The 18,250-nt window shown below is 66.7% G+C and carries 20 protein-coding genes and 1 tRNA gene; 9 read left to right on the top strand and 12 right to left on the bottom strand.

What is annotated here, in order from left to right:
- Positions 1-40 precede the first annotated feature (40 nt).
- The 3 genes from ACIN94_RS00810 to ACIN94_RS00800 are packed head-to-tail and all read right to left on the bottom strand — an operon-like array spanning position 41 to position 1,403.
- A complete protein-coding gene (locus ACIN94_RS00810) occupies positions 41-613 on the bottom strand; it encodes an anthranilate synthase component II (RefSeq protein ID WP_400697714.1) in 573 nt (190 codons plus the stop codon).
- On the bottom strand, positions 613-771 hold the full coding sequence (locus tag ACIN94_RS00805) for a hypothetical protein (protein ID WP_400697712.1): 159 nt from the start codon (positions 769-771) through the stop codon (positions 613-615). The genes ACIN94_RS00810 and ACIN94_RS00805 overlap by 1 nt, the downstream gene beginning before the upstream one ends.
- Positions 772-779: 8 nt before the next feature.
- Positions 780-1,403: a class E sortase gene (locus tag ACIN94_RS00800; RefSeq protein WP_400697709.1), complete on the bottom strand. Its 624-nt coding sequence runs from the start codon at positions 1,401-1,403 to the stop codon at positions 780-782.
- Positions 1,404-1,612: 209 nt separating this feature from the next.
- Between ACIN94_RS00800 and ACIN94_RS00795 the strand changes: the two genes are divergently transcribed.
- A complete protein-coding gene (locus ACIN94_RS00795; RefSeq protein WP_400697707.1) occupies positions 1,613-1,858 on the top strand; it encodes a cell division protein CrgA in 246 nt (81 codons plus the stop codon).
- Between the two features lie 49 nt (positions 1,859-1,907).
- On the opposite strand, the gene ACIN94_RS00790 is transcribed toward ACIN94_RS00795, so the two are convergent.
- Both ACIN94_RS00790 and ACIN94_RS00785 read right to left on the bottom strand, forming a co-directional pair.
- The gene (locus tag ACIN94_RS00790) at positions 1,908-2,660 is read right to left on the bottom strand and encodes a rhomboid family intramembrane serine protease (protein WP_400697704.1); all 753 of its coding nucleotides are present in this window, start codon (positions 2,658-2,660) and stop codon (positions 1,908-1,910) included.
- A 239-nt stretch (positions 2,661-2,899) separates the two neighbouring features.
- Positions 2,900-3,436, bottom strand: coding sequence for a peptidylprolyl isomerase (locus tag ACIN94_RS00785; protein ID WP_400697701.1), 537 nt, complete (start codon positions 3,434-3,436; stop codon positions 2,900-2,902).
- Between the two features lie 216 nt (positions 3,437-3,652).
- Between ACIN94_RS00785 and ACIN94_RS00780 the strand changes: the two genes are divergently transcribed.
- The 5 genes from ACIN94_RS00780 (at position 3,653) to mltG (ending at position 8,675) form a co-directional block, all read left to right on the top strand.
- Positions 3,653-4,258 (top strand): hypothetical protein, encoded by a 606-nt coding sequence (locus ACIN94_RS00780; RefSeq protein WP_400697698.1) that lies wholly within the window; start codon positions 3,653-3,655, stop codon positions 4,256-4,258.
- 278 nt (positions 4,259-4,536) lie between these two features.
- Positions 4,537-6,789, top strand: coding sequence for an MMPL family transporter (locus ACIN94_RS00775; RefSeq protein WP_400697696.1), 2,253 nt, complete (start codon positions 4,537-4,539; stop codon positions 6,787-6,789).
- Positions 6,790-7,030: 241 nt separating this feature from the next.
- A complete protein-coding gene (locus ACIN94_RS00770; RefSeq protein WP_400697693.1) occupies positions 7,031-7,171 on the top strand; it encodes a hypothetical protein in 141 nt (46 codons plus the stop codon).
- Between the two features lie 44 nt (positions 7,172-7,215).
- Positions 7,216-7,728, top strand: coding sequence for a SigE family RNA polymerase sigma factor (locus tag ACIN94_RS00765; protein WP_400697690.1), 513 nt, complete (start codon positions 7,216-7,218; stop codon positions 7,726-7,728).
- Positions 7,725-8,675 carry an endolytic transglycosylase MltG gene (mltG, locus tag ACIN94_RS00760; RefSeq protein ID WP_400697688.1) on the top strand — a complete coding sequence of 317 codons (951 nt, stop codon included), beginning with the start codon at positions 7,725-7,727 and terminating at the stop codon, positions 8,673-8,675. Before ACIN94_RS00765 ends, mltG begins: the two co-directional genes overlap by 4 nt.
- Positions 8,676-8,986: 311 nt before the next feature.
- On the opposite strand, the gene ACIN94_RS00755 is transcribed toward mltG, so the two are convergent.
- Positions 8,987-11,674, bottom strand: coding sequence for a LuxR C-terminal-related transcriptional regulator (locus ACIN94_RS00755; protein WP_400697686.1), 2,688 nt, complete (start codon positions 11,672-11,674; stop codon positions 8,987-8,989).
- A 98-nt stretch (positions 11,675-11,772) separates the two neighbouring features.
- On the opposite strand from ACIN94_RS00755, the gene ACIN94_RS00750 reads away from it, so the two are divergent.
- Complete coding sequence (locus ACIN94_RS00750) at positions 11,773-12,183, top strand: hypothetical protein (protein ID WP_400697683.1); 411 nt, start codon at positions 11,773-11,775, stop codon at positions 12,181-12,183.
- Between the two features lie 58 nt (positions 12,184-12,241).
- Positions 12,242-12,751 (top strand): YcxB family protein, encoded by a 510-nt coding sequence (locus ACIN94_RS00745; protein ID WP_400697681.1) that lies wholly within the window; start codon positions 12,242-12,244, stop codon positions 12,749-12,751.
- 112 nt (positions 12,752-12,863) lie between these two features.
- Here the strand turns inward: ACIN94_RS00745 and ACIN94_RS00740 are convergent, their stop codons facing one another.
- The 5 genes from ACIN94_RS00740 to ACIN94_RS00720 form a co-directional block, all read right to left on the bottom strand.
- On the bottom strand, positions 12,864-13,172 hold the full coding sequence (locus ACIN94_RS00740; protein ID WP_400697679.1) for a hypothetical protein: 309 nt from the start codon (positions 13,170-13,172) through the stop codon (positions 12,864-12,866).
- Positions 13,173-13,716: 544 nt separating this feature from the next.
- The gene (locus ACIN94_RS00735; protein ID WP_400697676.1) at positions 13,717-14,589 is read right to left on the bottom strand and encodes a bile acid:sodium symporter family protein; all 873 of its coding nucleotides are present in this window, start codon (positions 14,587-14,589) and stop codon (positions 13,717-13,719) included.
- Between the two features lie 46 nt (positions 14,590-14,635).
- On the bottom strand, positions 14,636-15,970 hold the full coding sequence (locus ACIN94_RS00730) for a Dyp-type peroxidase (protein WP_400697673.1): 1,335 nt from the start codon (positions 15,968-15,970) through the stop codon (positions 14,636-14,638).
- A gap of 22 nt (positions 15,971-15,992) precedes the next feature.
- On the bottom strand, positions 15,993-17,012 hold the full coding sequence (locus ACIN94_RS00725) for a hypothetical protein (protein ID WP_400697671.1): 1,020 nt from the start codon (positions 17,010-17,012) through the stop codon (positions 15,993-15,995).
- A gap of 44 nt (positions 17,013-17,056) precedes the next feature.
- Positions 17,057-17,590 carry a hypothetical protein gene (locus tag ACIN94_RS00720; RefSeq protein WP_400697668.1) on the bottom strand — a complete coding sequence of 178 codons (534 nt, stop codon included), beginning with the start codon at positions 17,588-17,590 and terminating at the stop codon, positions 17,057-17,059.
- An 80-nt stretch (positions 17,591-17,670) separates the two neighbouring features.
- On the opposite strand from ACIN94_RS00720, the gene ACIN94_RS00715 reads away from it, so the two are divergent.
- Entirely contained in the window at positions 17,671-17,874 is a 204-nt protein-coding gene (locus ACIN94_RS00715) for a hypothetical protein (RefSeq protein WP_400697666.1), read from the top strand.
- A gap of 127 nt (positions 17,875-18,001) precedes the next feature.
- On the opposite strand, the gene ACIN94_RS00710 is transcribed toward ACIN94_RS00715, so the two are convergent.
- Positions 18,002-18,074 (bottom strand) — tRNA-Ala (locus ACIN94_RS00710).
- Positions 18,075-18,250: the final 176 nt, after the last annotated feature.

Genomic DNA, 18,250 nt, shown 5'->3' with positions numbered 1-18,250 from the left:
GGAAGGGCTCACTGGTTAGTCGTTCAAGGCGGTTCCGGCGTTACACGATCCCCGCGAGCCAGTTTCCGAGCAGCCGGTGGCCGTGTTCGGAGATCACCGATTCGGGATGGAACTGCACGCCTTCGATGGGCGCGGTGCGGTGGCGCAGGCCCATCACCAGGCCGTCATCGGTGACCGCGGTGACCTGGAGGATCTCCGGGACCGTCTCCGGAACGACCGCCAGCGAGTGGTAGCGCGTCATGGTCACCGGGGACGGCAGACCGGCGAAGACGCCGCGGCCGTCGTGCGTGATCGCGCTGGTGCGGCCGTGCATCAGCTCCGGAGCCCGTGCCACGGTGGCGCCATAGGCGACCGCGATGGCCTGGTGACCGAGGCAGACGCCGAGCAGCGGAAGGTCGCGGGCCTCGCAGTAACCGACGAGGGGGACGCTCACCCCGGCGTCCTCGGGGGTACCGGGCCCGGGGCTGACCAGCACACCGTCGAAGCCGGCCGCGTCCTCGACCACGACGTGGTCACGCGGGCGCACGTCGCAGGTGGCGCCGAGCTCGCGGAGATACTGGACGATGGTGTGGACGAAGCTGTCATGGTTGTCCACCACGAGGATGCGGGTCATCAGTCCCCCACCAGGACGTGGTCGAGAGGGACGCGGGGTTCGAGCCAGGGGAACACGAAATACCAGAGTACGGCCGCCGCCAGCCCCGCCAGCACCACCGCGAAGAAGACCCTGGTCGCGAGGCTGCCGGGGAGCAGCCGCCAGATCCAGCCGTACATGGGACTCCTCATCGGCGGCGCTTCCGGCTGCTGTCGAGCTCTCCGAAGACGATGAGCCGCTGGGCGGCGGAGTACTCCGGATGGCAGGTGGACAGGGTGATGAGGGCATCGGTGGGCTTACGGCCCGGCATGTCGGGAACCGGGGCGATGACTCCGATCTCGGTGGGCATGACCACACGCGTGCCGGTGACCCGGTAGGTGTAGCGGGCCTCGGGGGCGTCGACCACGATGGCGTCGCCACGGCGGAGTTCGCCGATCCGGTTGAAGGGCGCGGCGTAGGTGGTCCGGTGTCCAGAAAGCACGAAATTTCCAATCTTTCCCGGCATGGCGGAGCCGGGGTAGTGCCCCGGGCCCATCCGCAACTGCTCCGGGCCGACACCCTCCACGATGGCGTACCGGTAGTCATGCCCGAGCCGCGGGATCCTCAGCAGCGCCATCGCCCCGCCCAGCCGGATGCCGCCGAGCGGTGCGGGCCTCTTCTCTCTGAACTCCTGGATGAGCTGCCTGCGCAGTACCGTCTGCTGCTGCACGGTGTAGGCACCGGTCCCCCAGAGGAGGTAGGCGCAGAAGAGAAGAATGATCAACCCTGCGGTGATGCCCAGCTCCCCGAAAGCTCTCAGAGCGGCTCTCATGAGCTGAGGCTAATGACCGCTGATCGCCATGATCGGGCGTGGATCACGCGGTTGATCCAAGGTTTGCGCTGTGATGATCGGTTCTGGGATCGCCATGTCCCGTGTGCGCCGACTATTCTTACTCGGGTATTCGCCCGCCAGCGATTACGCTAGCTGAAATAACCTGCGCGCGGTCCGGATCGCGCAGGGTCGACGCAGGAGAAAATCCAGTGCCCAAGCCCAAGACTCGCAAGAAGGCGGTCTACACCCCGCCGCAGACGACCAAGCAGCTCACGGTGAGCCCGCCCTGGCTGGCACCGGTCATGGTGATCTCCTGGATCATCGGAATCCTGTGGATCGCCATCTACTACGTGGCGCCCACGGCCCCTCTCATCGGTGCCCTCGCCAACTGGAACCTGCTGATCGGGTTCGCTTTCATCATCTTCGGTGTGGTGTTGTCCACCCGCTGGCGATAGTTTTTTCCACAGAATTTATCCACACCCTGGGGATGCATCAGGGTGTGGATCAACCAGGGATGCTGAACTCGGCCTGGTAGGCGAACGGCGGGAGCAGCAGAACCAGCGCGACGAGCACCAGAAGCACCGCCACGCAGCCTCCCCACTGGACGGCGTTCCGGCTCTTCGGCGGAGCGTAGGCGAAGATCCCGCCCACCAGGGCACCGGTGATCAGACCGCCGAGGTGGCCCTGCCAGCTGATGTGGGGGATCATGAAAGTGATCGCCGCGTTGATGCCGATCAGCCAGAGCATGTTGCGGGCGTTGTAGCCAAGCCTCCTGGCGACCACGAACAGCGCGCCGAACATGCCGTAGATCGCGCCTGAGGCGCCCACCGCTCCGATGCCGAACAGGTAGATCGCGACGGACCCGCCGAGCGCGGCCAGCAGGTACAGCGCCAGGAACCTGGCAGAGCCGAGACGTCGCTCCAGCTCGGGGCCGATGACGTAGAGAGCCCACATGTTGAACAGGATGTGGGTGATCGAGAAGCCGCCGCCCAGCGGCGCGTGCAGGAAGGCGCCGGTGATCAGGCGCCACCACTCGCCGCTGTAGTGAACGGCCCCGGAGTACATCTCGAAGGTGCCGATCACCCCGGGGCTCAGGGTCTCCACGACGTAGGCCAGGACGTTGACGATCAGCAGCGCCCAGGTGACCCGGGGTGTGGTGACCGCCCGCCCTCCGAAGACCGACTGCGCCTGCCGTACCGTCTTGTTGCCCTGGGCGACGCATTCGGGGCACTGGAAGCCGACCGAGGCGTCGCGCATGCAGTCAGGGCAGATGGACCGCTCGCAGCGCTGACAGCGCACGTAGGTCTCACGGCCTGGGTGCCGGTAACACGTGGGAGCGGCGGCCGTGTCAGGCTCGCTGGGTGGCTGGGTGGTCATGGCGTGTCGCTGGCCCCTTCGACCGTGCTGTTATTCACAGACTGCCAGCCTATGCAGGATCCCGAGCGCCCGTACACAGGAAAAGGCGGCCTCCGCGCGGAGGCCGCCTCTCCGAGCGATCAGCCCTGGACGCGGTCGATGGTGACCGACTCCAGGACGACGGGGTCCTTGGGCCGGTCCCGGGCGTCGGTGTCGGTCTTGGCGATGGCGTCGACGACGTCCTGGCCCTCAATGACCTCACCGAAGATGGAGTGCTTGCCGTTCAGGTGCGGCGTGGGCACCACCGTGATGAAGAACTGCGAGCCGTTGGTGCCGCGGCCGCCCTGGATGCCGGCGTTGGCCATGGCGAGCAGGTAGGGACGGTTGAAGTAGAGATCCGGGTGGATCTCATCGTCGAACTTGTAGCCCGGGCCACCGGTGCCCTGCCCGAGCGGGTCACCGCCCTGAAGCATGAAGCCCTCGATGACCCGGTGGAAGATTGTTCCGTCGTAGAGCTTGCCGGTGGTCTTCTGACCGGTCCTCGGGTCCACCCACTCGCGGGTGCCCTCGGCCAGCTCAACGAAGTTACGCACGGTCTTGGGCGCGTGATCCGGGAAAAGCTGGATCTTCACGGTGCCCCGGTTGGTCTTCAGGTTCGCGATCAACTTCTCAGCCACGATCGGATTGCCCCCTTCTGGTCTTGGCTAAAGCCTGTGCAACATGCTGTTCTTGTGGTGTTTTGGTGATTACGGCCGTAGCCGGTCCATCTAGCATCCTCCCACGACCAGTCATGATTGAGCCGCCTTCGAGCGGGCAGGGGTGGCAACGGGGCCCCAACGACTGGGGAGGTTGACGTGCCTCTAGCACAATATGGAAAGCGCCGAATCAAGAGAGTGACACCGGGGACGCGGCTGGGTCAGGTCAAGGCTCAGGTCACACGCGCCGCCGACCGGGTGGGCCCGATGGCCACCCAGGCCCGCGACATGGCCGCTCAGGCCCGCGACATGGCCACCCAGGCCCGTGACATGGCCGCTCAGGCCCGTGACGTGGCCACTCAGGCCCGTGACAGGGCCAACGACAAGGTCTTCGTGGCCAGGGAGTGGGCGGCACCCCGGCTGGACGCCGCCGCGCACTCCTTCGAGGAACAGCTGGCACCGAAGATCAGTGCGATGCTGTCACAGGCGGCTACCAGGATGGATCCGGCACCGGCTGTGAAGTCCCGTAAATGGCCGATGTTCCTGCTGTTCAGCGGTGTCGTGGTCGGAGTCATCGGTTTCGCGATGTACCGCAGGAGCGCCGAGCAGTGGACCGAGGTGATGAAGGACAGCACCGCCGACGCGTCCCGCTGGATGGGAGAGAAGGCGCAGTCCACGAAGGACAAGGTCTCCGAGGTGGCGCACAGTGTCACGTCGAAGACCGATTCCACCGCTTCCACGGCGGAGAAAATCAGCGGCAGGGCCGACGCCCAGGCAGATCAGGTCTCCAAGAAGTCGTCTTGATCCATCTGGGTACGGCATCTGCCGGAAGTACGGCCCGCACCGGAAGGCGCGGGCCGTACCTCCGTGCACCGGCACGGCACGGCGTGCGGATCCATTACGGCAGGCGCCTCGAAGACGCGTCGACCACCGCGGGCGTGGCGGAGACGGATCCACCGTAGGCGGGGTGTTCCCGGATGCGGGGCAGGGTCCCTCTCAGGGACCCCTCAGGGCTCTCACCCGATGTCCCGTTCTTGATCGATTTCTACCATTTGAGAAAACGGTCAAGGAAAGGTCATGCAATGAGACGCCAGCGGAATCTGGCCGCTTCGATCGGTGGATGGAGCGCCCGGCACCGCTGGGCGGCACTGCTGATCTGGATCGGATTCGTGGTCACCGCGACACTGGTGGGCAATGCCGTGGGCACGGCGTCGATGAAGGGGTACGAGAGCAACAACGGCGATTCACGGAGAGCCGCCCAGATCCTTGACGGCGCAGATTTTCCTGACGTGGCCGGCGAAACCGTCCTGATCCAGGCCCAGAGCCCGGCTGACTTCCGCAGCGCCGCCGAGGACGTCAGGAAGGCGATCCTCGCCACCGGCCAGGTGGAGAACGTACGCACACCGTACGACTCCGAGAGCCCGGCACCGATCAGCGAGGACAGGCGGACCGCACTGGTGCTGTTCGATATGAAGGGCGAGGGCAAGACCGCCGGCGAGCGGGTGCAGCCGGTGCTCGACGCCGTGGCGAAGGTCGCCGAGGACCACCCCGGGCTGCGCATCGAGCAGGCGGGTTCGGCCAGCTCGAACAGGTTGATCGGTGAGGCCATCGACGAGGACTTCGTCCGGGCCGAGCTGATCTCGATTCCGCTGACGCTCGGCATCCTGCTCGCGGCGTTCGGCGCGCTGCTGGCCGCTGTCGTCCCGGTGGCACTCGCGATGACGGCCTTCTTCGCCGCGGGCGGCCTGCTCGCGTTCACGAGCCAGCTGCTGCACGTCGACAGCGCCACCACCAACCTCATGCTGCTGATCGGCCTGGCGGTCGGCGTGGACTACTCGCTGTTCTACATCCGGCGTGAGCGCGAGGAGCGGGCCAAGGGGCGCAGCAGGGAGCGCGCCCTGAAGATCGCGGCTGCCACGTCCGGCCGGGCCGTACTGATCTCCGGCATCACCGTCATCGTGGCCATGGCCGGCATGTTCCTCACCGGCAACGGCGTCTTCATGGGCTTCGCCGAAGGCACGATCCTGGTGGTCCTCACCGCGGTGATCGGCTCGCTGACCGCGCTCCCCGCCGTCCTGTCGCTGCTCGGCGACAGGATCGAAGGCCGGGCGATCCACGGTACGGTCCGCCTGGCCACGGGCGGCCGGGTGACCTGGCGGCGCAGGCTCGGCGGGCGTGCCGGCGGCGGCCGGTTCTGGAACACGGTCCTGTCGGCCGTCCTGCGCCGGCCGGTGGTCTCGATCGTGCTCGCCGGCGGCCTGCTGGTCGCCCTCGCGGTCCCCGCGTTCGACCTGAAGACCGGCGAGCCGGGCATCAACGACCTGCAGGGCGACTATCCGATCGCGGAGACGTTCAAGCGCGTCGACGCGGCCTTCCCCGGTGGCAACGAGCCCGCCCAGGTGGTCGTCAAGGCCGCGGACGTCACCGCGCCCGAGCTCACCAGGGCGTTCGACGACTTCAAGACGGAGGCCCTCGCGACCGGCGAGGCGAACGAGCCCTTCAACGTCTCGGTGAATCCGGACAGGACGGTGGCCGTCGTCTCCATCGGCATCAAGGGCGCCGGCACCGCCGACGAGGTGTCCGAACACGCGGTCCGCACCCTGCGCGACAGCGTCGTCCCGGCCACGATCGGCGCGGTCTCCGGTGTCGAGGCGTACGTCTACGGCCACGTGGCCGGAGCCATGGACTTCAACGACCAGCTCGACCGCACCGTCCCCCTGGTGTTCGTCTTCGTCCTGCTGCTCGCCTTCGTGCTGCTGCTGGCGTCATTCCGATCGCTGGTCATCGCGGTCAAGGCGATCCTGCTCAACCTGCTGTCGGTCGCGGCGGCGTACGGTCTGCTCGTGCTGGTCTTCCAGAAGGGCTGGGGCGAGGAACTTCTCGGCTTCGAGTCCACCGGTTTCATCACGAACTGGCTGCCGTTGTTCCTGTTCGTGATCCTGTTCGGCCTGTCGATGGACTACCACGTGTTCATCCTGAGCCGGATCCGCGAGGCCTACGACCGGGGCATGCGCACCGACGACGCCATCGCGACCGGCATCCGCTCGACCGCCGGGGTGGTGACCAGCGCGGCGCTCATCATGGTCGCGGTGTTCGCGGTCTTCTCGACCCTGTCGCTGCTGACCTTCATGCAGCTGGGGATCGGCCTTGCGGCGGCGATCCTGATCGACGCCACGATCGTCCGGGCGGTTCTGCTGCCCGCCTCGATGAAGCTGCTCGGCGACTGGAACTGGTACCTGCCGCGCTGGCTGAACTGGCTGCCCCAGCTCTCGCACGGCGACGACGAGGATTCCGACGTACTTCCCCGGGAACGCGTCCTGACCGCCGTCAGCTGACCTCTTCTCATGATCCGGCAGGGCTCGCACCACGGGGGCGCGAGCCCTGCCGGATCACCTGCCTCTTGCCAGATCGGTGGTGCGGAGCAGTTCACGCATATTTCCTCCCGGTTGCGTTGAGCGGTGTAGGGGCTGTCCCGTGCAGGGCTGATCATCACCCGTCACTTCGGATCATCCTTCCTAAGCCGGCACGGATCCAGCCTGGACTGGCACGTATCTCCCTCTCCCCTCCCATTCCACAATGGGACGGACCGTTCTCCCGTCCGCACCCCGCGACCGTCGTGGACGCGCGGAGCTGAAGCCGGAGGCGTTCCTGCCCGCCGACGCCGCCACATCGGAGCCGCTGGACGCGGATCGGTTCGGCCATGTCGGCATAGATTGACGTCCCACCTGCGTCCTTGCTTGGTGACATCGCGAGGAGGACAGGTGGATCCAGGATTTGAGGCGGACTTCCGGGAGTTCGTCATCGATCGATCAGGGGCGCTGTTCCGTACCGCGTACTTGCTGACCGGTGACCGGCACGCCGCTGAGGACCTGGTGCAGTCGGCGCTGGCGAAGACGGCCGCGAAGTGGCGCGGCCTTCGTGACCCCGCGGCCATCGAGGGCTACGTCCGCCGCGTCATGTACCACGAGCAGGTGAGCTGGTGGCGGCGCCGTTCCCACATCGCGGAAGTGTCCACCGGATGGCTGCCCGACCAGGTCGGCGACGGGCACGCCGAGATCGTGGACCTTCGCCTGGTGATGCGCACGGCTCTTGCCCGGCTGACGCCCCGGCAGCGGACCATGCTCGTGCTGCGCTACTTCGAAGACCTGTCCGAGACCGAGATCGCGCGGCTGCTCGGTGTCCGGGTGGGATCGGTGCGCAGCCAGATCTACCGGTCGTTGGAACGTCTGAAGAAGGCCGCGCCTGAACTGAGCGCCGTGAGGGAGTTCGGATGAACATCGAGGATCTACTGCGCGAGGCCCTTTCCGACATGGCCAGTGAGGAGCGGCCACCCCAGCCGGGCCGGTTCCTCCAGGTCAACAGGGGCCGATCCCGTCACCGCGGCCTCGCCCTGGCGGCGGCGGCAGCCGTCGCCGTGCTGACGGTCGGATCCACGCTCGTGGTCCAGGGCCTGTCCTCGCGGACGGCGGCCCCCGGGGTTCTCGCCGGGCAGGGCTCCGGCGAGACGCGTGCGGAGACCCGGATCACCGTGACGGTGAACGAAGGACTGCGGCTCTCCAGTGTCTTGAAGGATCTGTCGACCGCCACCGGCAAGCCGCTGAAGGAGTTCGAGCGGGCCGCCAAGGACGGTGAGGCGCTCGGCCTTCCCGCCTACGCCAAGGGCGCGCTGGAAGGATTCGCCTCCCCCGCGACCTATGAGGTCTCGCCCACGTCGAGCCCGGAGGAGATCCTCGCCGCGATGGTGACGCGCTTCAGGAGCGTCGCCGAGGACACCAACCTGGTGGAAGGCGCCAAGCGTGTCGGCCGTACGCCACTGGAGATCATGACCATCGCCAGCATCGTGCAGGCCGAGTCGCACGACAAGCGCGACATGCCCAAGGTTGCGCGGGTTGTCTACAACCGGCTGAACCGCACGCCCGAGATGAGTCTGCAGATGGACAGCACGGTCCTGTACGGCCTGAACAAGTTCGGCAGCAGGGCTTCGTACGAAGATCTCACGAGCCGGTCGCCGTACAACACCTACGCGCGCCTCGGCCTGCCGCCCGGTCCCATCGGCAACCCGGGTGACGACGCCATCAAGGCTGCGCTGAAGCCGGCCACCGGCCCCTGGCTGTTCTTCGTGGAGACCGACTCGAAGAAGGGCATCACGAAATTCACCGACTCCGAATCCGAGTTCTTCAAGCTGGTCGAGGAGTTCAACAAGAACCGCAGGACCGGGTGATGGAGCGGCACGCCGCAGCCCTCGGTCCGTGGAGGTGAGCAGTTGTGAGCGGCGGTTGCAGTATTTCGGTGCAATACGGACTCCCGCCGCCCCACCCTGCTCCAGCCGGCGCGGGTCCTGGTGAATCCGATGCCCGAGGACGCCAACTGCCCGGTGAACCCCTCGACACTCAACACCATCTCGCCGGAGCAGGTGGCCTGGACGTTCACGCCCGCGCTCCTGCTGCTGATCGGAGCCTGGGCAGGCACACGCGCCCCCGCCCACGCCTGTCGCGGCGGCCGATCGTCCTGGTCGCGGCCGTCTCCATCCTGTCAGTCGGGCACCGATGGAGATCGGGCGACGGCTGCCAACTGAGATCGAGAGGTGATACCCAGCTTGGGGAAAGCCTTGTAGAGGTGATAGCCAACGGTCCGCGGGCTGAGGAAAAGCTGGGCGGCGATGTCGCGGTTGGAGGCGCCGTTGGCCGCCAGCCGTACGATCTGGCGTTCCCTGGGAGTGAGCACGCTGAGCGGGTCGTCGGCCTTACGCGGCGCAGCCGGTACGTCTCCGGTCGCGCGCAGCTCCGCCCGGGCGCGCTCGGCCCACAGCTCCACACCGAGCCGGTCGAAGATCTCCAGTGCGCCGCGCAGTTGCGTACGGGCATCTGCTCGCCGCCGTGCCCGGCGCAGCCACTCGCCATAGGCGAGCTGCGTCCTCGCCCGCTCGTACGGCTGATCGTCTTCCTCATGGCACCGTACGGCATGCGCGAAGTGCGTCTCGTCCTCCTCGACTAGAGCACGGCAGCGCAGGGCGATCGCGTCCGGCGACGGCTGACGGACGTGCCGCGCCCAGGCCAGGTATCGGGCAAGCGGCTCCTCCGCCTGCTCCGGCCGACCGGCGCGGATGGCCGCCTCGACCTGGTCGGCGGCGGAGAGGAAGGCGATGCCCGTCAGCGGGATGGCCTCCAGCTGCCGGAGGGCGGCGTCCGGGCGGCCCAAGCCGAGTTCGAGCAGGCCGAGTGCCCAGCGCCCGATGGCCGCCGCGAGGACCAGCCCTTGGTCGTCAGCTCTCGCGACACCTTCCTCTGCGTTCGCGCGACACTCCTCCACGTTCCCCTGGTGAGCGAGCACCCAGGCGAGGGAGCACATGAGATGACTGACCCGCTGCTCGTGACCCAGATCCGCCGCCAACCGCAGCCCCGCGTTCAGGGCCGCCCTCGCCTCGCCGTACCGGCAGAGCCACCCCTGCGCGAGACCGTGATCGGCGAGCGCGAAGGCGAGCCAGCCGATCATTCCGCTCTTCTGGCACTCCGCCACGACCTGTCCGGTGATCTCCTCATAGAGGACGGCACGGCCCAGCGGGAAGCAGAGAGAGGCGGTGAAGGTCAGCCCAGGCACCCCCAGCCCAGCGAGCGCGTGTCCGTCGACCGCCTCGCCCATGAGCTCGGTCCCGCCTCCAAGGTCACCGCTCAGCAGGCGGGTCAGCCCGAACGCCCCACTGACCAGCGGCGAGCCGATCTCGGGGAGCACGCGGAGGCTCGCGGCCGCCTCCTCGGCCAGCCGGGCATCACCGGCGAACCAGGCGCAGCGGATGGCCTCCACCAGCAGCCAGGTGGCCCACTCGGAGGAGCGGGCCACCACCCGGGGAACACCGTCCAGGATGATCCGGCCCGCCGCGAGCGGTGTGCCCAGCTCGAATTCGCGATGGGCACGCACCTGGATCAGCGCGGCGGTCACGTCAGGGTCGTCCACGTCGGGCGTGGCACTGTCCGCGAGCGCGGCGGCACGGCCCATCAGCCCGGCGTCGCTCGCTGCCAGCGCGGCAGCGGCCAGCCGTCCGGACCGTCTTACCGGATCGGCGGTGAGCTCGGCGGCTCGCTCGTAAGCGGCCGCGATCGTGGCGTGGCCACTGCGGTTACGTGCCCGTTCCGCCGCTTCCTCCAACTCCCGGGCAACCCCCTCGTCGGGGCCGAGCACGGCGGCGGCCAGATGCCACGCCCGCCGGTCGGCCGCATCCATGGCGGCCGAGCCGGTGAGGGCGTCGGCAAGGGCCCGATGTACGGCAAGGCGCCGGGTGACCGTCGCACTCTGGTAGGCGGCGGCCCTGATCAGGGGATGGCGGAAACCGATGGTCGTCCCCCTGACCTCGATCAGGCGGCTCCGCTCGGCTGCTTCAAGGCCATAGAGGGAGGCACCCGCGCCGACCACCGTCTCAAGCTCACCGGAGCCGTCCGCCGCCGCGACCAGCAGCGCGGTCCGCGCCGGCTCGGGAAGCGCGGCTATCTGTGTTTGGAACGCCTCCTGAACTCGATCGGCGACGGGCATCGCACCCACCGGCGACAGCCGTCCCGCCCGCTGTTCGGCGGTGAGCGCGGCGGGCAGTTCGATGAGCGCCAGCGGGTTGCCGCCCGACTCCTCAATGAGACGTTCTCGCACCTGCGGTGGGAGGTCGGCGGGGAGCAGGGCGGCGGCGGCCTCGCTGTCCAACCCGCCCAGCCGGAGCTCGGGCAGCCCTGCGGCATGGAAACCCGCACGGGCGGCGAAGATCATGGCGACGCCTTCGGCCTCGAGACGTCGGGTGGCGAACACCAGCGCGTCGATGGACGCCTGGTCGAACCACTGTGCGTCGTCAATGAGGCAGAGCAGCGCGCCGTCCCCTGCGAGCTCGGAGAGAAGACTCAGCGTGGCCAGCCCGACCAGGAACCGGTTTTCCGGAGCGATGTCGCCCAGGCCCAAGGCCCCGCTGAGCGCGGTGGCCTGTGCGTCGGGCAGTGCGTGGATCCGGTCGAGCCCGGCGCGGAGGAGCAGATGAAGCGCGGCGAAGGGCAGCTCGGCCTCGGATTCGATGCCGACGCCGCGCAGCACTCGCATGCCCTCCGCCTGCCCGGCGGCGTAGTGCAGGAGCGCCGACTTGCCGATCCCCGCCTGGCCTCGAATGACGAGGGTCCCGCTCTGGCCGGCCCTGGCCTCCGCCAGGAGCCGTTCGATGTCCGCTTGTTCCCTGGATCGCCCGTACAGCACGGTCAGGAACCTACCGTCACGATGACTGATTCGGGTTGGTGCGGACCTGCGTAGCTTCGTGGTCACACGCACGTCAGCACCACGAAGGGATCTCCGAAATGGCCACCGTCACCAGCACCGTCACCACCGCCGCCGACGCCAAGCTGCTCCGCTTCGCCCTCAAGCAGGATGCGATCGGCTCAGGCGCCAATGGAGTCGTCTACGTCGCCGCTGCGGCGATCTTCGGCGAGATGTTCGGCCTCCCCGCCGCCTTCCTCTACCCGATCGGTGCGTTCCTGGTCGCCTGGGCAGCCGCCCTGTTCTTCCTCGCCTCGCGGCCGGCAATGAGCAAGGCCGCCGTGGGCGTCGTAATGGCTGTCAACATCGTCTGGGTGGCCGCGAGCGCGGAGCTGCTCATCGCCGGCTGGTTCCCGCTGACCGGCCTCGGCACCGCACTGGTGATCGCACAGGCGGTAGCGGTCGCCGGCTTCACCGGCCTGCAGTTCGCCGGTCTCCGCAAGACCGCGTGAACTCGCCGCAATCCATCGGTGCCCGTCCTGGGCTTCTCGCGCTTCTATCCCACCGATGATGGTCACCACATCAGACGAAGGCGGCATGGTGGACTTCACAGTCAGATACGAACCCACTCCCGACGAAGTGACGCGAGCACTCCAACAAGGCTTCAAGCGGCAACTCAAAGTCACCTATCTGGCGCTGCCGTCCGTCCTGATCGCGTCAGGACTCATCTGCATCCTGGTTGACGCTGTCGGCATGGGTATCGGCATGCTCGTCGGAGCGGTCGTGTTCCCCCTCGTGCTGACCCGGTCGATCCGCCGGACCGCCAAGCGACAGCTCACGTATCTCTGCGTACCCACCACGCTCCGGGTGACCAGCGACGGGTACGAGTATCGAACCGACCAATCCACCACCACGGTGCGGTGGTCCCTGTTCGGACGGGTCGTGACCACCCCCGAGTTCTGGTTGTTCTTCGTGAACAAGCAGTGCACGGGCTTCCTCCCCAGACGCGCCTTCGACAGCGAGCAACAGACCGAACTCGACGGCTTCTTCGCCGCGCGGCAGAACGCCGGGGCCACCTGAGAGGCAGGTCCAGTCGGGAAGTGGAAAAGAAGCGGTACCGCCGATCAGTCGCGCAGTTGACGTCTGATTCGACGGTACCGTCTGGGTTCTGTTCAGTTATATCGGCGAGTTGTCAGGCGCCGACAGGCTTCCAGTGCCAGGTGTTACTGGGGTACCGGACGCACTTGTAGCGCTTGGTGTGGGCGGCGACCCGCATGGAGTATCCGTAATCGTTGTACTGGGATTTCGCGCAGTAGGCGCCGGGTGAGATGCAGTCCCAGTGCTTCTTGTGCCAGTAGTAGTACCTGCCTGAGGGTTGCTTCTGTCCGCACCAGCCCGCCGAGGTTGTGTGCGAATGAGTATCGGTGGCCGCGAAGGCGAGGGCGCCGGGGGTGAACAACAGCGTTGCTGCGGCAAGGGCCGCTATGATCGATTTCCGCACGATGATCACATTAATGATCAAATTTCACGTTTGGGACACTTTGCAGGGTGGATCAGGGGGCTGCCGACCTCGGGTTCGATCTTGGACATGTTGTTGTCGTGAACGAGCTCCATCGCGCGGTCGGACGGACGGGTCTCGCCGATCTCAAGGCGCGGACGGGCCACGACAGCGACTGAGCGGCACTGACCTGTCAGCACGCGACCCGCCACGCTGACCAGAAGATCGCTGACGCCCTCGACATGCGGGTCATGGAAGTGCGCAGGACATGGGAAACGGCGGCCCGGCCGGTGCGCTCCCCACAAGCCAAGAACACGAACGCCACTTTCCTTGATCCGGAAAGCGGCGTTTTGGCTGGTGGAGCCTAGGAGATTCGAACTCCTGACATCCTGCTTGCAAACGGGAGCCAGTCACGATGCAGAGGGCTCCTCGCCCTGGTCACGCGGCAGATGCGATCTGGTGGCGTGTGATCGTGTATGGCGACGTTGCTGTATCCCGCTGCTGTATACAGCACCCCGGCCGCGCCACCCAGACAACCTCGTGTCCTTCATTCAGGCGGTGCTACTACCCGTCGGCGGCTAAGCAGCGCGGCGATGGGTAGGGCCGCCGCCAGGCCGCTGAACAGTACTGCGGCAATTGCTCCCAGGATGGCCGGCTGGTTGCCGAAGGCGATGCCGATGGCGGCCAGCGCGGGCCCCGCGTTGCGCACCGATGCGACGCCTCCCATGGTGGTGCGGCGCACCCGCGATCCAGTGGCCAGCACCGTGCCGAGGGCGAATGCAGCAATGGCGAAGACGAATCCCGCTAGCAGGGAGAGTGAGCCGACCAGCGCGACGACATCACGCCAGTTGCCCAAGAGCATGCCCGCCAGCACGATCAGGAACGTCACGTTCGACACCTTGGTGACCGCGGGATGCCACGCTTGCGCTGTCGGCGGCGTGAAGTGGCGCAGTGTCAGCCCGACGGCGAACGGTACGAGCTGTAGGACGGCAACCGTCAGTACCAGCGCGGCGACGTCGAGGGAGACTCCAGCGCCGGCCTTAGCCGCTGTAAGGAGGACGTTGGCAGTCGGGCCGAAGGTGATGCTGCCGACGGCGGCAAGCAGTACCTGCATCGCCGCGCCCGCGACCACGTCGCCGTTTTGCACCATGCCGAGTTTCGCCCCGAGCGGTCCGCCTGGCGACGACGCGACCAGGACCAGCGCTATGAATGACGCTGCGGGCAGGCTGAACAGCGCGGCGATGCCCCAGCCCAGCAGCGGGATGATCAACAGGTTGGCCAGCAGCACCAGCAGGAGCAGCGGGAGGTCGGCGAAGACAGCACGCAATGCCGACAGCGCGGTTCCAAGTCCGGCGGCGAACATGGTGGTCGCGATGAAGATCACGGTGACCGCGTTGAACAGCAGATGCAGTGAGTCCATGTAACCTCCCCCGATCGCCGTGCCAGGGCGGCAGCGTCGCCGTACTTCAGTCCTGGAGATCGCCGAGCCAGCGCAGGGCGCTCAGTCCGGGCATGAAGCAGTACTCGCCGCCGCGAGTGACGACGAACCGCGGAAGCGCCTGCAGGCGCCGCCGTACCGGCCGCCGGGGGATGATGAAGTCACCGGAGCCGTCGTTGGACCCGATGACGGGATCCCTTGCCTTGCCTGCGCCGAAGAAGACGCCGTCGTTCATCCATTCGGACTGGACGAACTCGAACTGCCGCCCGAGGTGCGCTCCGACGAACGCGAACATCAGCCCCCGATCGGTCCCGTCGTCTACCAGGACTCCCTTGGGCAGCGGCGGGCCGTACGCGGTACCACGTCTGATCATGCGGTGAAGCCTCGGTGCTCCGGCCACCGACGCGTCGCGGGGATTGCCCCGGCGGACGTGGCAGCCGCCGGGAGTTGTGAAACCCGCCGGATCGTCCTGCGCGTACAGGAAGTTGTTATTGCGGCGTCGGTCGGCGCCAAGGTCGGGGTCGTCGTGCAGCGGGCTGAGCGCCAGCGGCGCGCCGCTGCGCCAGCGTCCCATGATCTTCGCCGCCAGCAGTTCCTCATCCTCGGGGCAGGTGGAGTTGTCCTTCAGGTACTGCCGGAACAGGGCGACACGCTGGTGAAGTTTGCGGAAGACCACATAGGTGCCGTTGCGTCCCAGCACCTCGGGCTCCGTGGTCTGGAGGCCGCCGATCTCGTCGCGGTAGCCGAGCACGAACTCACCGGCCTTGAGCGGCACTTCCAACTGGTTCGACCCGGCAATGCCACTGCCCTCGACAGCAGGGTGACTGATGCCGTCGCGATAACCGAAGGGTTCGGTCTCGGTAGGCAGCGCGTGGCAATTCTGCCGCCAGATCGCCGTCACACCAGGGAGGGCGTCATATGCCGGGCGGACGCGATCGATGGCGGCCTCCAACTGCGCACTGTCAGGCGCGAGCGCCACCAGCACCACGTGGACATCGGGCGTGCCAAGCGGCGGTTCCCAGTTCTCGGGGCTGCTTTCGTCGATATCGCCCAGCACTTTCGCCCGCGCGGCCATCCCCTGCCGGAACTCCCAGGCGAACGTGTCCAGCGATTCCTGTGGCACACCCAACGCCTTGAGGCCGTGATAAGTGACCGCGACGCTCACCCAGGTCTCGCCCAGGGGGCTCATCGAGTCGGCGGCCGAGGTCACCACCGTGCTCGCGCGCCGCATCAACTCCCGCCCGTGCACGCGGTCGTCGATACGGAACAGGATGTACGTCGCCGCGTACGGGGTCGGCCGAGGGCTGAGAACCCCACGTTGGATGTCGTCGAGTTCGAGCGTGACATGTGTTTGCCCGGTCACGGATACCCGCCTCCTTGTGGCGCTACTTCGGCGAGACGACGTTTCTCCAGAAGTTGCGCAGGCTCTCGTCTCCGCCGAACAACGAGCTGAAGATCGTGGAATCGGCCAGAAGCACATCGCCGGCCCGCTCACCGGCCGGGGGCATCCACAGGAGCATGTTGAACTCGGTGTTGCCGGCCTCGGTGAAGGGGTGCGGCGGCCTGGACATGTCGATCGGCTGCCGGCCCAGCACCTGAATGGTGTTCGGGTCGTCGGTCGTCACGGCGTAGTGCGGGAGGTGCATGTGGAAGTTGAGGCTGGTCACCCCTTCCAGCCATCCCTTGGTGTCCAGATCCCTGGCGATGGACAGCGGGGCGATCTTGTTCGCTTCCACCACTGCGGGTCGCAGCCCGTAGCGGTTCTCCACGGGCACTCCGAGCCCGTGCATCAAGGAGCGGGTGTACCGGCCGAACCGTTGCTGGCGGGGAACCAGGGGATCGCCGTGATGGTGGTACTCCATATCGCGCACGGCCAGGTCGTCCGATGCCCCGACGTCGTGGTGCGGTCCGAGGACCAGGCAGGTTCCCTCCCGGTTGACGAACTGCCGCACCGCCTCGATCTCCTCAGGCGCGGCCTCCTGCCCGGTGATCATGTGGTCCAGCCCGAACACGAACAAGGTGTCGGTGTCCGCCAGCACCCGCTCGTCGAGCGGAGCCTGGAAACCGGCCTGATCGACGCGTTGATACACGGGTACGGGGTGTCCGGTGGTCTCCTCGACGAACTGCTGGAACGGCACCCAGGCCCAGAAGAACAACTCCAGCGTTCCCGCGATGCCCTGCTGGAACCGCATCGGATCGGACCACTGCGGTTCCTCGTAGGCGGGCCAGGCCACGCGCCGGACCTCGGTCATCGTGGAGAACCGGTTGTCGAGTTCGGCTGGGTTCCGGCCGGCCTCGGCTGGATAGCTCCACGCGACGTAGACGCTTACCCGTCGCCGACCAGGGGTGTACTCGCGCAGCACATGGTTCTGGTTGTACGTGCGTGCAGTCCTGAACTCGTTCATCTCGTCTCCGATCGACGATGCGGCACGCGAGCGGCAGCCCACCCTCACTGCAGTTGGTCGAGCATCTCCGACAGGGCGCTCTTGATCCGCAGCGCTTTCTTGATCTCATCGGCGGTGACGTACGGATACTCTCCGTACTCGATGAAGCTTGGGCACTGGTGCTCACGGACGAACCTGATGAACGCCTCGGGGTTCGTCCTCCAGTCCTCGGGGAACCCCTCGAGGTTCTCGAAGGCGGTGCTCACCCCGGACTTGGTGAACAGCGCGATGGCGTCTTCGGTGTACTTGTCGAAGTCGGTGTCGAAGATGCCCTGGTACATGAAACGCGTGTCGTCATCGAAGAGCACCCAGCGCAGGTAGTGCAGCTTGAGCGGCGCGAGAAGATACGGATCGCCTTCCAGCGCCTTGGCCAGCGTGTAGCCGTAGTTGCGGATCGCCTCGGCCCGGCCGGGCTTGACCTTCGCGATGACGGTGAACCCGTAGCACGCCGGGGTCCTCGGAAAGACGGGACCGTATTTCCCCTGCTCGAGATGGTCGGTCTCCTTGGGGATGACGACCGCCTGTGGCGTGATGTCCATGCCTGCCCCTTCCGTCACTAGCCCGGGGGAAAGGCAAAACAGCCTGACTGTGGAATTATCGCACGGTACCATGATGAGTAATGGGCTGGGTGCTGCTGATTGTTGGGGCGGTGCTGTTCATCCTGTCGGGACCGCTCACGGGAGAATTCCTCAAGCGATCCCGAGGGGAGATCCCTGAGAACGGACCTTACCGACCAGGCGAAGTCCCGAAATTGGTGTCACTGATGAACCTCGGCGGGCTCGCTCTTGCGGGGGTTGGAATCCTTGTACTGATCTTCGGGTGATCGGGGATCAGTGGACTCTCGTAAGTGAACGGTGACCGACTGCATTCGTAGCCGTTGCTGTACTTTGCTGCTATACAAGATCAAAAAGACCACTTCCCGATCATGGGAGGTGGCCTTTGACGTGGGGTGGAGCCTAGGAGATTCGAACTCCTGACATCCTGCTTGCAAAGCAGGCGCTCTGCCAACTGAGCTAAGGCCCCGAGATCCAAGTCGTTGACGTACGCACCTGCTCCGCTGACGACTTGCTTCAGTCGTACACCGTAGCAACAGGAGCCGGTTCCGCGCCACTTGACCTCCGCACCCGCTCTCCTGGCGGCCGAGGCAGCCCACGGGCCGGTCCGCATTCCATGGCATCTCCCACCCGTTACTGCGATTT

Origin of the sequence: Streptosporangium sp. NPDC087985 (assembly GCF_044741965.1) — a bacterium.
Taxonomy (GTDB): Bacteria; Actinomycetota; Actinomycetes; order Streptosporangiales; family Streptosporangiaceae; genus Streptosporangium.
This window is presented reverse-complemented; position numbering and strand designations above follow the sequence as displayed.